This is a genomic window from Methylocystis sp. B8, from assembly GCF_005771425.1.
Taxonomy (GTDB): domain Bacteria; phylum Pseudomonadota; class Alphaproteobacteria; order Rhizobiales; family Beijerinckiaceae; genus Methylocystis.
This window is the reverse complement of the sequence record NZ_VBTZ01000001.1, coordinates 380009-395067: the sequence shown is the minus strand read 5'-3', so window position 1 is coordinate 395067 and position 15059 is coordinate 380009. Positions and strand designations below refer to the sequence as shown.

Below are 15059 nucleotides of genomic sequence, written 5' to 3'. Positions count from 1 at the left end.
GCGTCAAGCGGCCACTTTAGCCGGAGCGCCAGGAGCATTACTAGTGCCGAAAATGTCGTACGCCGGTGAAGACCATTGCGAGGCCTTGCTCGTCCGCGGCGGCGATGACGTCCTTGTCGTTAATCGAGCCGCCCGGCTGAATAACGGCCGTCGCGCCTGCTTCCGCAGCGGCCAGCAACCCGTCGGCGAATGGAAAGAAGGCGTCGGAGGCGACAACGGCTCCTTTGGCGAGACTTTCCGTTAGCCCTGCGGCGCGCGCGGCTTCCTGCGCCTTATGCGCGGCGATGCGCGAAGAATCGACGCGCGACATCTGTCCGGCGCCGATGCCCACTGTGGCGGCATTCTTCGCGTAAACGATCGCGTTCGACTTGACGTGTTTCACCACACGGAACGCGAATTTGAGATCCGCAAGTTCTTGCGCCGTGGGCTGTCGCTTCGTTACGACTTGCAGAGTCATGTCGTCGACAACGGCGTTGTCGCGCGATTGCGCGAGAAAACCGCCGGAGACGGATCGATAGGTTAAACCCTGCGCGCTGGCGTCGGGCAGGCCGCCAGTCAATAGCAGACGTAGATTCTTCTTGGCGCCGATGATCGCGATCGCTTCTTCGTCAGCGTCAGGGGCGATGATCACTTCGGTGAAAATCTTGACGATTTCTCGGGCGGCTTCGGCGTCGAGCTTGCGATTGAGCGCGACGATGCCGCCGAAGGCGGAAACGGGGTCGCAGCGCAGCGCCTTCTCGTAGGCTTGCGCCAGCGTCGCGCCTTCGGCGACGCCACAAGGATTGGCGTGTTTGACGATGACAATGGCGGCGGTGCGCGCCGGATCGAATTCCGCCACACATTCGAAGGCGGCGTCGGTATCATTGACGTTGTTATATGAGAGCTGCTTGCCCTGAAGCTGGCGCGCCGTGGCGACGCCAGGGCGATTCTCGCCTGTGAGATAAAAGCCCGCGGATTGATGCGGGTTTTCGCCATAGCGCATCGGCTCGGCGAGACGTCCGCCAAAGGCGCGTAGCGGCGGCGAGGCTTCGTCAAGCTCCTGTGCAAGCCAATTGGAGATCGCCGCGTCATAGGCCGCGGTGCGCGCGAAGGCCTTCTGCGCGAGCCGCCGACGCGTCGCGAGCCGCGTCGAACCCTTTGTCGCGGCGAGTTCTTCAATCAGCGCATGGTAATCATTGGGATCGACGACGACGGCGACGTCGTCGTGATTTTTCGATGCGGCGCGGATCATCGCCGGCCCGCCGATATCGATGTTTTCGATGCATTGCTCGAAAGGCGCGCCTTTCGAGAGCGTCGATTCAAAAGGATAGAGATTGACGACGAGCAGGTCGATGGGCCGGATGTCATGCGCGAGCATCGCCGCCTCATGTTCCGGATTCTCGCGGATCGCCAAAAGTCCGCCATGCACCTTCGGGTGCAGCGTCTTCAGCCTTCCGTCCATCATTTCCGGAAATTGGGTGAGATCGGCGACGTCGCGCACTGCAAGCCCCGCCTCGGCAAGCGCCTTGCGCGTCCCGCCGGTAGAGACAAGCTCGACGCCATGCGTCGTCAGAGCGCGCGCAAAGTCGACGAGGCCTGTTTTGTCGGAAACGGAAATCAGCGCGCGCGCCACGCGGCGCAAGTCGACCGGCATTGCATTCTCCTAAAATCGCGCCGCGCTTATCATACCTTGCGACCGGGAGGAACCTGCTCGCCTGCCCGCCGCCGGAAGCTCCAAGCGATCTCGGCGCCAGCGGCCGCCGTCCCTCGCACAACGATCTGTGCGCAATTGCGCGCGCCGCCTAGCGCGGCGAAGAAAATACTGTCTTCGATTTCGGGCGTTGCGCCCTGAGCTTCAAAGAAGAGCGTTTCGCCGTTGGCGAGAGCAAGTTCGACCGTTCCGTCAGCGCCCGACGCAACGCGCACGCGCGGATGAATGTGGAAGCGGAGGGCGAAATCGCTGGTCTGCGCGTGTCTTCGGCCGCCTTCGGCGGCGGCGAGCCGATCGACGCCAAAAAGCGCGGCCCCATCGGTCGCAAGCGTCAATTCGCGTTCGTGGATCAAGCCGAAATCTCGCGCATAGCCGTCATGCGACAGGACGAGCATCGTCTCGCCTTCCGTGCGGCGGCGCTCGACCTCAATGTTGCGTGGCCCAGCAAGGACGCGGCCTGCGCGCCAGCGCGGCGCGTTTTGTGGCGCGATGCGCGCGCTGGAGCGATCGCCGATGACAAGCGTCGAATGCGCGGCGGTGGCGCGGGCAAGTTCGCGCGCGTCGAGATGTGGCGGCGACGGCGCCCCGCAGTTGACGACAACCCGCTCGATTCCAATCGAAAATTCGAAAGAGAGACAACCGGCGTGCGCAGAGAGAGAAAACTCGAAAGGCGGGGGCCCGCCAGCGTCGACAATGACGAGCGCGTTCCGCGCCTCCATGCGCTGATAGCCGGCATAAGGCGCGTTGACCGGCGGCGCGCCGCGCGTGTCTTCATAAGCGAGCACATTCGCCAGCCGATCCAGCGCCGTCGCGCCCATGCCGTTGAATAGCCCCAGCGAGCCGTCGCCATGTTGCAGCATCCGCAACATGGGCATCATCCGGTCAATGGCGCGCAGGACCGCGGGGGGCGTTTGCAGGCCACGCGCGGCGATCACCTGTCGCAGCGGCAATAGATCGAGGAGCAGATCGACCGCGACCTGCGGGTTGCGGCTGACATGGCCGCCGTCGGTGAGAATCTCGCGGTCAAGCTCAGCGCTCAGCGCGCGCGATACATGCGGCGCGATTTTGCGTCCGGTGTCGGCGCAAACCGCGAATTCGGCTAGCGCGATGATGCAAAGGGCGCGATCGGCGCCCCGCGCCCCGTCGCCGGCGAGCGCCCGCCACAGCAACCGGGCGTTGCGCGCGAGCGCCAGCATGAATGCGTCGTAAAAATCCGCCTCCGCGCCATCGAGCAGCATTGGCGATTGCGACAGGAAGGAGAGCAGTCGCCGGGAGACGACGGCGGGCTCCATCGCCGGATCGTCGGCAGGAAGTTTCGGAAGCGAAAGAAAGTCGCCGACAAGCGCCTGGGCCGTGGCGAGCGCCACCCGCTTGTCCGAAGCCTGCAAGTGCCGCAGCCAGGAAAATCCTGCAAGGGAACGCCGCCACCCCTCGGAAGGCGGCGCCACAAGAAAGGGCGAGACGCCCCTCGCTTGCACGGTCTTCCCTTCGAAGGAGAAATAGCCGGCGTAAATCTGATCGGCGACGGTCGAGTCGGTGGTTCTTATGTCGGGCGGCGCGATGCGCAGCCGCTCCGGCGGCGCGATCGCCATCGATTTCACGAGGTGGTAGGGCGCGGCGGCGCCTCGCGCGAGAGCCCCCGCAGCCCGCGCCGCAGAGGCGCCGACAAGCCGCACCCGATCCCGCAACATTCTGGCGCTCAGTGGGCGTCCTCCGATAGCGGCTGTCACGCGCGACAGAGCCCCCGCCGCCGGCGCGCCAGCCGGCATTACCAAACCCTGCCGCCCGCTTATAGTCTAAATTTCCGTGACTTCCGAATGAGATCGGCCGGGATGCGGCTTCTTCCGCCATTGCGTGCAAAAGGCCGGAAATGGCAATGTCGCGCCTCATTTCAGGGAGGCTTCGCCAATGCCGCTTTACACGATCGACGGAATCGCGCCGCGCCTGCCGGCCCAGGGCCGGTTCTATGTGGCGCCCGGCGCGCACGTCATCGGCCGCGTCGAACTGGAGGAGGACGCCAATATCTGGTTTGGCTGCGTCCTGCGCGGCGACAATGAGTGGATCACGGTCGGCGCCCGCACCAATATCCAGGAAAACAGCATTCTCCATACTGACATGGGCTTTCCGCTCGTCATCGGGCCGGATTGCACGATCGGTCACGGCGTCATTCTGCACAGTTGCACGATCGGCGAAGCGACGCTGATCGGCATGGGCGCGACGATCCTCAACGGGGCGAAGATCGGCGCGAACTGCCTCGTCGGCGCCAATGCGCTGGTGACCGAGGCCAAGGAATTTCCCGACTATTCGCTGATCGTCGGCTCGCCGGCCAAGGCGATCCGCACGCTCGACGAAAAGGCGCGGGACAGGCATCTCGAATCGGCGAAACATTATGTCGAGAACGGCCAACGTTACGCGATGGGGCTGACGCTTATCCCTTGAGCGCCCGTCTTACCGCGAGACGTAAAGCGGCGCGCTCGTCAGCGGCTCGATGGCGACCCAAGCGTTCTGATTGTGCTGCGACTGCCGCTTGACGAAGCGATAGGGAACTTGCGTCCAAGGACGCATCTCATCGGACAGATTGTCGAGCACGAACTCGCCGCGGCTGGTCTTTATTGTCAGCACCGAGTGGCCCTCGCCGTTCTTCTCTTTCACGACGGTGATCAGCAGCGCCTGACGGGGAAAGCCTTCCTCGATCAGCATGCGGCGTTTCAGCAGCGCGAAATCTTCGCAGTCGCCCTTGCCGTCGCTGGGGTAGTCCCACTTGTCGAGCGCGCTCCAGTGGTCCGCATCCGTGACGGGGTCGATGTTCTTATTCACCCAGGCGTTGATGCGCGCGATCTTGCGAAAAACGGCGGCAGTGAGTTCGATTTCTTCGGGCGCGGTCGTGTCATCCTGGCATTCGCCGCGATAGCGTTGGCAGAAGTCCACCCAGCCGTAGGGCACGCTCGTTTCTTGGCCAAGCGCAGCGAAAGTCGCGGTTTCAGGGCCGGCGAAACTTTTTGCATTGACGGCGATAAGCGCCATGCCCGCCATTCCGAGCGCCACAACCGCCTTGCTAACGATGCCCAACATAACCCGCCTCCGTGCCATGAGGCGAAATTAGTTTTCTTGTTTTGCTGTCCGAGAAAGTATTTCTGCCGCATTTTACGCGAATGCGTTTAGATTTGCTGAGAAACGCGGTAAGTATAATTTCGCGCTATCGAAATGCGTAAAATTTGATGCGTTCTCGTATCTCATTGAAGTAAATGCTATTTTAGCGCGCGTTGCTCTAATTTCGTTTGCGTGCGCCCTGCCTCGGTTTAAGCTTCAAGCAACGCTGGTTAACTTACGAGGGTTTCGGCGGTTAACGCGCCCGGTCGCAGCGAAAATTTTTTCTCCCGGAGTCACCGGAATGCGCCCTCTTTGGCGCGCAAATTCGCCACAGAGCTTTCCGGCACACGGCCTCGCCGAGCGGCGACGGAACAAAGCCGTGGGCTGTGGCCTCTAGCGATAGAGCCAGGCGTTGCGCGCCAGCATGCCGGGTCCGCCGAGCGCGCGGATCGCAAGATTGCGGGCTACGGCTGGAAGTCCGCTCATATGGAAGTAACCGCCCTGGCGGCGCGAGGCCTGCACGACCTGCTCGGCGCGGGCGACCCGTGCGCCCTCATAGGCGGCGAAGGCGGCCTCAACCGTCGCGCCCAGTCGCATGAAGGCTTCGCCGAGGGCGTCAGCGTCTTCGATCGCCTGCGCCGCGCCCTGGGCCAGGAAAGGGACCATCGGATGCGCGGCGTCCCCGAGGAGTGTGACGGGGCCGTGCGTCCATTGTTTCAGCGCCGGACGCATGAACAGCGGCCAATGCCGCCAGGAGGCGCCGGCTTCGATCAATTCGCGCAGCGCGGCGGAAGTCCGACGCGGCGCAAAGCGGCGGGCGAGCTCCGAGCCTTGCAGCGACAAGCTTGAGTGGGCGTCCTCGGCGTCCGGCGGCTCTTCAATGATGACGACGGCGTTGATCATTGAGCCGTCGCGCAGCGGATAGTGAACGACATGAGCGCCAGGCATCAGCCAGAGATTGGACTCGCGCGCGCGAAGCGCCGCCGGAATGCTGTCGGCCGGGAGCGTGGCGCGCCAGGCGACGCAGCCGGAATAGGCTGGCGCATCGCGCTCGGAAGGGACGAGGTGGCCGCGCACGCTCGACCGCACGCCGTCGGCGCCGATCAGCCCAGCCGCCTCAATCTCCTCGACGCCGTCCTGCGTGTGCACGCGAATGCGGACGCCGCGCGCGTTCGCTTGGAAATCGCCGACCCGAGCGCCGGCGCGAACATGGGTATGCGGATTCTCGAGCGCCGAATGCAGCAGCGCGCCCTGCAGATCGGCGCGGTGGAAAAGCCGGAATGGCGCGCCCCAGCGCGACCTTGAGTCGGAGAGGTCAAGCCGCGCCAGAACGGCCCCATCGCGTCCGCGGCGGATGTTTATAGCTTCAGGCTCCAGAGCGACGGCGGCGAGCGGCGGTTCAAGCCCGAGCTTGGCGAGAATTCTTCCGGCGTTCGGCGCGATTTGCAGTCCCGCCCCGACCTCCTCGATCCGAGTGGCGCGCTCCAAAACCAGCACGCGCTTCCCGGCGCGCGCCAGCGACAAGGCTGCGGCGAGGCCACCAATGCCTGCGCCGGCGATGACGATCGGCGCGCTCACGGCGAGCTACTGTCAGGCGGCGGCGTCTTCAGAGACGCGGTAGACGCATTCGGCCGGGTCAGCGCCGCCGCGCAACACCGGGTCATAGACATAATGCGTCGAGCAATAGGGGCAGATCGCCTCGGAGCCCGCGCCCATGTCGATATAGACATGCGGATGGTCGAAGGGCGGCAAAGCGCCGACGCACATGAATTCCTTCGCTCCGATCCTGACCTGCGCGACGCCGGGCTGGTTGTGGAAATGGGGCGTGGAATGCTGGGCCATGGTCCGTTCCTTGAGAGGCGCCGGTGCGGCGGGACTGTCCCGCCCCTATAGTTGACCGCAGGCGCGTTGGATAGGGGTCAGCTCGTGGGCTTGTCGGGATCCGATACGCCCAAAGCTTTCAGCCGCGCGCGCTCCTCTTCGCTGAGCGCCTTGGCGGGCGCGGCGGCGAAGCCCGAACGTCGCCGGGCCGCCATCCAGACGGCGGCGGCGCCGGCGAGGAGCGCGATCAGCGGCGCGCTCCAGAGCAGCGCCGTGTCGGGCTTCACCGGCGGGCGCAGCAGCACGAAATCGCCGTAGCGAGAATGAATGTATTCGCGCACCTGGGCGTCGCTCATCCCCTCCTTGAGCTTCTCGCGGACGAGCCCGCGCAAATCCTTGGCGAGCGAAGCGTCGGAATCGTCGATCGACTGGTTCTGGCAGACGAGGCAGCGCAGCTCCATGGTGATCGCCCGCGCGCGGGCTTCAAGCGCCGGATCGGCCAGCATTTCGCCAGGCGTGACGGCGAAAGCGGCAAGAGGGAAGAGGAAGAAGGCGATTAAAACCCCCACCCCAACCCTCCCCCGCTTCGCGGGAGAGGGAGTTAGATTCGGCGATCCCTCCGAACCACACAAATGCCGATCGTTAGGGTCCCCTCTCCCGCGCAAGCGGGGGAGGGACAGGGAGGGGGCTCCAACGCTCATTCCGCCGGCTCTAAAGCAGGCGCGGCGGCGCGGCGGGCGACGCCGATGCGCAGGCGCCGGTCGGCGAGCGACAGCGCGCCGCCGAAAGCCATGATGAGCGCGCCGATCCAGATCAGCGTGACGAGCGGCTTCCAGTACAGCCGAGCGTCGACCGTTCCTTCCTCATGCGACTCGCCGATCGCCGCATAAACCTGACCGAGGCCGATCGTGATGATCCCGGCCTCCGAGCGCTCCATGCGCCGCGCCTGATAAAAGCGCTTCGCCGGTTCGATCGTCGCGATCGTCGCGCCATCCTTGCGCACCGCCATCACGGCGTAGACTTCCGAATAATTCGGCCCTTGACGCGGCGACACCGATTCGATCCCGATCTGATAGGGACCGACGTCGTAGAAGCTCAGAGGCTTCATCGCCACGATGCTTTCGACGCCCCAGCCGGTGGCAGCGAGGCCAAGCAGCGTCAGCCCCATGCCGGCGTGGGCGATCGACGTGCCGAAGGCGGACAGGGGCAGCCCCGCTAGGCGCTTGAAGCTCGCGCGCCCCGAGCCGCCCCGCGCGCGTATAATAAGATCGCTCAGGCCGCCGATGACGAGATAGATCGCGATTCCGGCGGCAATGATCGAAAGAAAGGGCGTTCCGTACCAGGCGCCGAAAGCGGCCGCAGCCACGACGCCGACCACGAAAGCGACGCGCAGCCGCTGCAGGGCGGCGAGAAGATCGCCGCGTTTCCATGAAAGCATCTGGCCGATCGGCATCAGCAAGGCGAGCGGCAGCGCGATCGGAATCAGCACAGTGTTGAAGAACGGCGCGCCGACAGAAATCTTTTCGCCTGTAAGCGCTTCGAGCGCCAGCGGATAGAGCGTCCCGACGACCACGGTGGCGCAGCACGCCGAAAGCAGCAGATTATTGAGAACGAGCGCGCCTTCGCGCGAGATCGGCGCAAACACGCCGCCGACCGGCAGCGCTCCCGCCCGCAGGGCGAAGAGCGCGAGCGCGCCGCCGATGAAGAAGACGAGAATGGCGAGGATGAAGACGCCGCGGTCAGGATCGCTCGCGAACGCATGCACCGAGGTGAGCACGCCTGAGCGCACAAGGAACGTGCCGAGCAGAGAGAGCGAAAAAGCGAGAATAGAGAGAAAAATCGTCCAGACCTTCAGCGCCTCGCGCTTCTCCATCACGGCGGCGCTGTGCAACAGCGCCGTACCGGCGATCCAGGGCATCAGCGACGCGTTTTCGACCGGATCCCAGAACCAGAAGCCGCCCCACCCGAGCGTGTAATAGGCCCAATACGATCCCATCGCGATGCCGAGCGTCAGCGCGATCCAGGCGAAGAGAGTCCATGGGCGAATGATCCGCGCCCATGCGGCGTCGATGCGTCCGCCGATGAGCGCGGCGGCGGCGAAAGAGAACACGATCGAAAAGCCGACATAGCCAAGATAGAGCAGCGGCGGATGGATCGCGAGACCGGGGTCCTGCAGGATCGGATTGAGATCGCGCCCTTCCCACGGCGCCAGCGCGACGCGCGCAAATGGATTTGAGGTCAGCAGAATGAAGAGAAGAAAGGCGGCGCCGAGCAGACCCTGAATGGCGAGCGCGTCAGCGCGTAGCCTGTCGGACATCGCGTTCGAGAAAATCGCGATCAGCGCGCCGCAGAGCGAGAGAACCAGCACCCACAAAAGTATCGAGCCTTCATGGTTTCCCCAGACGCCCGAGATTTTATAGATGAAGGGCTTCAGCGAATGGGAATTCTCGATGACATTGACGAGCGAGAAATCGGAGACGACATGCGCGTAAGTGAGCGCCCCATAGGCGAGCGCGACGAGCAGGAATTGCGTGATCGCCGCCGGCCGCGCGACGCGCATGAGCGCCGCATCGTGCAACCGGGCGCCAATGAAGGGAATGGCGAATTGCGCCAGCGCCAGCGCCAGCGCGAGAACAAGCGCGTAATGTCCGGTTTCAACGATCATGCGGACCTCAGTATCGGCGCCCGATAAAGGCGCCCTCATGCTGAGGAGCGCCGAAGGCGCGTCTCCAAGCACGAGGGCGCAGCGCCTTATGGCATGAGCGGTTTATTCGTCCTTCGAGACGCGAGCTTCGCTCGCTCCTCAGGATGAGGAAGCCTTGTGAAGAGCCCATCACTTCGTCTCTCCCTGCCAGACGCCTTGCTTCTTCAAAGCGTCGGCGACATCGCGCGGCATGTAGCGTTCATCGTGCTTCGCGAGCACGCTGTCGGCCCGAAAGGCGCCGGTGGGTTGCAGCACGCCATCGACGACAACGCCCTGCCCTTCGCGGAAGAGATCCGGCAGCAGTCCGGTGTAGGACACGGCAAGATCATTCGTCTTATCGGTGACCGTGAAGTTCACGTCATGCCCGTTCTTGACGACGCTTCCTTCCTTCACCAATCCGCCGATGCGCAGCCGCGCGCCGGCGGCGACCTGCTTTTTGGCAAGCTCCGAAGGCGTGTAAAAGAATACGATATTGTCGCGTAGCGCGAACAGCATAAGCCCCGCGGCGAGGCCGAGAACAGCCATCGCTCCGGCGATCAAAGTCAGCCGCTTTCCCTTGCGCGTCATCTTATTCAGAACGCTCCTATGCCGCATCAGCCCGCTGTTGCGAAGAGTCGAAACTTCACTTTAGAGCGCACTGCAAAAAAGTGGAACCCGGTTTTTCGCATAGAGCGCGCTCTAAACTTTTGAGATCGATCACGTTATCTGCATTTGGGCGACTCCGCCCAAATGCAGCGTGATCTAGCCGCCGATATTCAGTTTCTTCGCCAGCGCATCGATGCGGGCCACATCGTCCTTGCTGGCGAGCGCCCTGCGCGCATCGGTCACCGCCTTTTTCGCCTTTTCGGTTTCGGCGAGGACGCTATAGGCGCGAATGAGTTTCAGCCATCCTTCGACATCGTCGCCCTTGGCTTCAAGCCGCGAGGCAAGGCGATCCACCATGCCGCGGATCATCGCTTGACGCTGATCGGCGGGCATCGCCGCGATCGCCCTGCCCTGTTCGCTCGACGGTCCGCCCGCGCTTGCCGGCGCGCTTGCTTCGCCGCGCAAAATGGCGAGTTGCCCATTCACAGCCTTGAGATAAGCGGCGTCAGGCGGCGCGTCAGCAGCCATCTTGGAAAAGATTTCGATCGCCTTTTCCTTCTCGCCCGCCTGCGCGGCCGCCACGCCGAGGTAATATTGCGCCTCAGGCGCTGAGGGGTCGAGCGCGAGCGCAGCCTCGAACTCCGTCTTCGCTTCCGGCGTCACAAGGCCTCCTGCGACGACAACGCGCGCTTCTCCGAGCGACGCATATCTTGCGGCCGTCGCGCCCAAAAGGCGCAGCGCTTCGGAGTAGGCGTGGATCGCCTCTTCGCCGCGGCCCGTGCGCAGCAGATAAGGCGCGATGACTTCGAAGCCGCGGCCGTCTTCGGGATGCTCGCGCAGATGTTGCTCGATGCGCGCGACGGCGCTGGCAAGATCACGCCCATCAGGCGCAGATTCCAGTCGCGCCGTCAGCGGCATATCGGGCAGGTCGGAATGGCCGAGGCGCGCGTAGAGCGACAGGGCGACGGCGGGCATTGCGACGATGGCCGCTAGCGCCGCGGCGAGCGCAAGTTTGCGCGAGGCGGCGACCTTGGCCTTTGGGGCGGCTTCCGCGCGCAACAGCCGTCGCGCCGCCTCGGTTTTTGCGGCTTCGGCGTCCGTTGCGTCGAGCCGTCCTTCCGAACGCTCACGCTCGATCTCGGCGATCTGCTCCTCGAAGAAAGCGACGTCGGCGGCGCTTTCGTTCTCCGCCCCGCCTCGCATGGCCAGAGGCGCCAGCACCGCCATGACCGCGGCGCCGGTGAGCAAGGCGAAGATAAGCCAAATCATGGCCCGCTCTTTAAGGCTTTGCGCAGGAGTTTGGAAGAGACATGCGGGGCGGGAAGCGCCGGATAATCGCCATGAGGCCCGTGCGAAAAGGCCAAACGCCGCCCAACCGACTTGCGCTATAAAGGCCCCAGAATCCGATTTCTCCAGCAAGGCCGCCGCTGACGATGTATTACTCGCCTTCGATCGAACAGCTTTCCACGGTGATCTCGCAAGTCACCGGTCCCGCCTTTCTGCTTGCGGCCGAGGCGCAGCTTTTGAGCGTGCTCGTCTCGCGCCTCGACCGGCTGGTCGACCGTTCGAGACAGCTCGACGCCCAGGATGACGAGTCGCGGGCGCATCTTAAAGTGGAATTGCCGGTCCTCAGGACGCGCGCGAAGCTGATACATCGCGCCATCTATTGGGGCGTCGGCAGTTGCATTGCGACGAGCGTCCTCGTCATTCTCGGCTTCGCGGCAGCCTTTTTCCATATGCGCCACGAATATGGCGCAGGCTTCCTCTTCGCCTTCGCGATGATGCTTTTCACCGCCGCGCTCATCGCCTTCGCGAGGGAGTTGCAGCTCGGATTTTCGGAAATTGAGGGAAACTTCAGGCCTTCCCAAATACGCGCGCGAAAATCGCATCTACATGTTTGAAGTGGTACGAGAGGTCGAAAAGCTCATCCAATTCGGCTGGCGACAGCTTCGCGCTCACGTCCTTGTCCTGCCCGAGCAGGTTGCGGAAGTCGCCCTCGCCGCGCCAGACCGGCATGGCGTTTCGCTGCACCATCGCATAGGCGTCTTCGCGCGAGACGCCTTTTTGCGTCAGCGCCAGAAGCACGCGTTGCGAATGAATGAGACCGCCGAGCTTCTCCAAATTCTTGCGCATGTTTTCCGGATAGACGACGAGATTTTCGATCACTCCCGTTAAGCGCGCCAGCGCGAAATCGAGAGTGACCGTCGCGTCGGGCCCGATCATGCGCTCGACGGAAGAATGCGAAATATCGCGCTCGTGCCAGAGGGCGACATTTTCCATGGCGGGAATCGCCATCGCGCGCACAAGCCTCGCAAGTCCGGTCAAATTTTCGGTCAGCACCGGATTGCGCTTATGCGGCATCGCGGAAGAGCCCTTCTGCCCGGCGGAAAAATATTCTTCCGCCTCGAGCACCTCTGTGCGCTGAAGATGGCGGATTTCAATGGCGAGCCGTTCGACCGACGAGGCCACGACGGCGAGCGTCGCAAAGAAAGCCGCATGGCGGTCGCGCGGAATGACCTGCGTCGAGATCGGCTCGGGCGTGAGCCCCATTTTATGCGCGACATATTCTTCGACGCGCGGATCGATATTGGCGAATGTGCCGACGGCGCCTGAAATCGCGCAGGTCGAAATTTCTCTGCGCGCCTCGACGAGCCGCTCCCGCGCGCGCGTGAATTCGGCGTAGGCCTGAGCCAGTTTCAGCCCAAACGTCGTCGGCTCGGCGTGAATGCCGTGCGAGCGTCCGATCGTCGGCGTGTATTTGTGCTCATAGGCGCGCGTCTTGAGCGCAAAGAGCAACGCGTCGATATCGGCGATCAAGAGATCCGCCGCGCGCGACAATTGCACGGCGAGACAGGTGTCGAGCACGTCCGAAGACGTCATGCCCTGATGAACGAAGCGCGACTCGGCGCCGATGAATTCGGCGAGATGGGTCAAAAAGGCGATCACGTCATGCTTCGTGACGCGTTCGATCTCGTCGATCCGCGCGACGTCGAAAGTGACGAAATCCGCCTTGTCCCAGATCGCCTTGGCGCTCTCCCGCGGAATGACGCCGATCTCGGCGAGCGCGTCGCAGGCATAGGCCTCGATCTCGAACCAGATGCGAAACCGCGTCTGCGGCTCCCAAATCACGGTCATTTCGGGTCGGGAATAGCGGGGGATCATCAGGCGCGCTCTAAAATTCTAGGAAAGAGAGAGGCGCTAGCATGCGCGTTGCATCAGAGTCCATATATGAGGCGATCAGGCTGGAGGATTCATGAAGTCGGCGGATGTCGTCGTTCTTGGCGCGGGGATCGTCGGCGTCAGCGCCGCTTTGCATCTGCAGGCGCGCGGCCGCGAGGTCGCGCTCATCGATCGCGTTGGCGCGGCCGGACAGGAGACGAGCTTCGGCAACGCCGGCCTGATCGAGCGCTCGTCGCTTATCCCCTATCTTTTCCCGCGAGACCCCGCGAAGCTGATCAAATATGCGCTGAACCTTTTGCCCGAGGCGCATTACCATTTCTCCGCCCTGCCCGCCGTAGGTCCATGGCTCCTGCGCTATTGGCGCGAAAGCGCGCCCGAGCGCGTGCAGCGAAATATCGAGGCGCGGCGCCCGCTGATCGAAAACAGCCTTAGCGAGCACGAGGCGCTTATCCAGCAGGCTGGAGCCGGCGAACTCCTGCGCAGAAACGGCTGGATCAAGCTCCATCGTAGCGAGGAGACTCTCGCGCATGGCGTCTCCGACGCTGAGCGGCTACGCGCCTATGGCCTGCATATCGGTACGCTCGACGCCGCCGGAGTCGCGGCGCTGGAGCCGGATCTCGCGCCAATCGCCGGGGGCATTCATTACCGCGACACCGCCGCGATCGTCGATCCCGCCGCCCTCTCGAAGGCCTACGCGGACCTTTTCATCTCACGCGGCGGGAAATTGCTCGCGGGCGACGCGCGCAGTCTTTCGCAGGAGCCGGATGGGCGCTGGCGCGTCGAAGCCACGCAAGGGCCGCTCGTCGCCGGCGCGGCGGTGGTGGCGCTCGGCCCCTGGTCGGACGCCATATATGGGCCGCTCGGCTACAGCGTCCCCCTCGGCTGGAAGCGCGGCTATCACATGCATTACGCCGCAAAGGACGGCGCGCGGCTCAATCATCCGATTCTCGACGCAGACTTTGGTTATCTCCTGGCGCCGATGCGCCGCGGGATCAGACTGACGAGCGGCGCTGAATTCGCCCGGCGCGATTCGCCGCCGACGCCGGTGCAAATCGAGATTTGCGAACCGACGGCGCGGCGATTGTTTCCGCTCGCCGAACGGCTCGACCCGGAGCCTTGGCGCGGCGCGCGGCCCTGCCTGCCCGACATGCTGCCGATTGTCGGCCCGGCGCCGCGTCATCGCGGCCTATGGTTCGATTTCGGCCATGCCCATCACGGGCTGACGCTTGGGCCAGTGACCGGCCGGCTCCTCGCCGAGATGCTGACGGGCGAAACGCCCTTCGTCGATCCCGCGCCCTATCGCGTCGACCGCTTCTGATCCTATTCGGCGCCGACGAGCCGCAGCGCGCGATCCAAAACGCGCACGACTCGCGAAAGATCATGCCCGCGCCGGAGCACGAGCCCTGTCGCCGCGATGACGGAATAGGCGCCTTGCCGGCGCGCCAGCGTGGGGCTCTTCTCGATTCGATAAAGCGGCGCCTCGCTCGCGCGCCGGAAAATCGAGAACACGGCCTTCGCCGGCGTGAAGTCGATCGCATAGTCGCGCCATTCGCCCTGAGCGACTTTCGCGCCATAAAGATTGAAGATGACGTTGAGTTCTGGCCGGCTGAATGAAACCGCCGCGCCGCGCTTCTCTCCCCGAACTCCGTGCGTCGCGTCCGGCGAAGCGCCGTTCACGACGACGAGCGCGGGTCGGGCCCGGCTGGGCTCCGTCGTCTCCGACTCCGCCATGCGTCCGCTCTCCTCGATCTCTCGCAGGCATGTTGGCCCGCACGGATGCGACGGGCAAGACTTAATGACGGGTTTACGACGAGAATCTTTTCGACCGCGCAGGCAGATAAGATTTGGCTAGTAATAATCATACTTTCGCCGACATGGCGCCCCTTGCCAGCCAAACGCGCCGCCCAAAATGAAGTTCATTGCCTCGACAGCTCGGGGCCACGCGTTTTCGGTTTCGTCAGCCCCCCAGCCCCCCGAAAGCGCGCGGTT

At 63.9% G+C, this 15059-nt stretch carries 14 protein-coding genes; 3 read left to right on the top strand and 11 right to left on the bottom strand.

What is annotated here, in order from left to right; genetic code table 11:
* Positions 1–40: 40 nt before the first annotated feature.
* Both purH and FEV16_RS01885 read right to left on the bottom strand, forming a co-directional pair.
* A complete protein-coding gene (gene purH / locus FEV16_RS01890; RefSeq protein ID WP_138165909.1) occupies positions 41–1633 on the bottom strand; it encodes a bifunctional phosphoribosylaminoimidazolecarboxamide formyltransferase/IMP cyclohydrolase in 1593 nt (530 codons plus the stop codon).
* 29 nt (positions 1634–1662) lie between these two features.
* Positions 1663–3381, bottom strand: coding sequence for a heparinase II/III family protein (locus FEV16_RS01885; protein ID WP_138165908.1), 1719 nt, complete (start codon positions 3379–3381; stop codon positions 1663–1665).
* A gap of 217 nt (positions 3382–3598) precedes the next feature.
* On the opposite strand from FEV16_RS01885, the gene FEV16_RS01880 reads away from it, so the two are divergent.
* Positions 3599–4129 carry a gamma carbonic anhydrase family protein gene (locus FEV16_RS01880; protein WP_138165907.1) on the top strand — a complete coding sequence of 177 codons (531 nt, stop codon included), beginning with the start codon at positions 3599–3601 and terminating at the stop codon, positions 4127–4129.
* 9 nt (positions 4130–4138) lie between these two features.
* Here FEV16_RS01880 and FEV16_RS01875 read toward each other — a convergent pair whose 3' ends face one another.
* The 7 genes from FEV16_RS01875 to ccmI form a co-directional block, all read right to left on the bottom strand.
* Positions 4139–4762: a transglutaminase-like cysteine peptidase gene (locus FEV16_RS01875; protein ID WP_138165906.1), complete on the bottom strand. Its 624-nt coding sequence runs from the start codon at positions 4760–4762 to the stop codon at positions 4139–4141.
* Positions 4763–5173: 411 nt separating this feature from the next.
* Positions 5174–6358: an FAD-dependent monooxygenase gene (locus tag FEV16_RS01870; RefSeq protein WP_138165905.1), complete on the bottom strand. Its 1185-nt coding sequence runs from the start codon at positions 6356–6358 to the stop codon at positions 5174–5176.
* Positions 6359–6370: 12 nt separating this feature from the next.
* Positions 6371–6622 (bottom strand): zinc-finger domain-containing protein, encoded by a 252-nt coding sequence (locus tag FEV16_RS01865; RefSeq protein WP_138165904.1) that lies wholly within the window; start codon positions 6620–6622, stop codon positions 6371–6373.
* A gap of 77 nt (positions 6623–6699) precedes the next feature.
* Positions 6700–7170 carry a cytochrome c-type biogenesis protein gene (locus FEV16_RS01860; protein ID WP_246657120.1) on the bottom strand — a complete coding sequence of 157 codons (471 nt, stop codon included), beginning with the start codon at positions 7168–7170 and terminating at the stop codon, positions 6700–6702.
* A 128-nt stretch (positions 7171–7298) separates the two neighbouring features.
* The gene (locus FEV16_RS01855) at positions 7299–9266 is read right to left on the bottom strand and encodes a heme lyase CcmF/NrfE family subunit (RefSeq protein ID WP_138166438.1); all 1968 of its coding nucleotides are present in this window, start codon (positions 9264–9266) and stop codon (positions 7299–7301) included.
* 168 nt (positions 9267–9434) lie between these two features.
* Complete coding sequence (gene ccmE / locus FEV16_RS01850) at positions 9435–9872, bottom strand: cytochrome c maturation protein CcmE (RefSeq protein ID WP_138165902.1); 438 nt, start codon at positions 9870–9872, stop codon at positions 9435–9437.
* A 174-nt stretch (positions 9873–10046) separates the two neighbouring features.
* Entirely contained in the window at positions 10047–11159 is a 1113-nt protein-coding gene (ccmI, locus tag FEV16_RS01845; protein ID WP_138165901.1) for a c-type cytochrome biogenesis protein CcmI, read from the bottom strand.
* Between the two features lie 164 nt (positions 11160–11323).
* Here ccmI and FEV16_RS01840 point away from each other — a divergent pair, with 164 nt between their 5' ends.
* Positions 11324–11791 (top strand): DUF2721 domain-containing protein, encoded by a 468-nt coding sequence (locus FEV16_RS01840; RefSeq protein WP_138165900.1) that lies wholly within the window; start codon positions 11324–11326, stop codon positions 11789–11791.
* Here FEV16_RS01840 and purB read toward each other — a convergent pair.
* Entirely contained in the window at positions 11745–13052 is a 1308-nt protein-coding gene (gene purB, locus FEV16_RS01835; RefSeq protein ID WP_138165899.1) for an adenylosuccinate lyase, read from the bottom strand. The genes FEV16_RS01840 and purB overlap by 47 nt on opposite strands.
* A gap of 91 nt (positions 13053–13143) precedes the next feature.
* Between purB and FEV16_RS01830 the strand changes: the two genes are divergently transcribed.
* Positions 13144–14388: an FAD-dependent oxidoreductase gene (locus FEV16_RS01830; RefSeq protein ID WP_138165898.1), complete on the top strand. Its 1245-nt coding sequence runs from the start codon at positions 13144–13146 to the stop codon at positions 14386–14388.
* Positions 14389–14390: 2 nt separating this feature from the next.
* On the opposite strand, the gene FEV16_RS01825 is transcribed toward FEV16_RS01830, so the two are convergent.
* Positions 14391–14801: a DUF2794 domain-containing protein gene (locus tag FEV16_RS01825; protein WP_138165897.1), complete on the bottom strand. Its 411-nt coding sequence runs from the start codon at positions 14799–14801 to the stop codon at positions 14391–14393.
* Positions 14802–15059: the final 258 nt, after the last annotated feature.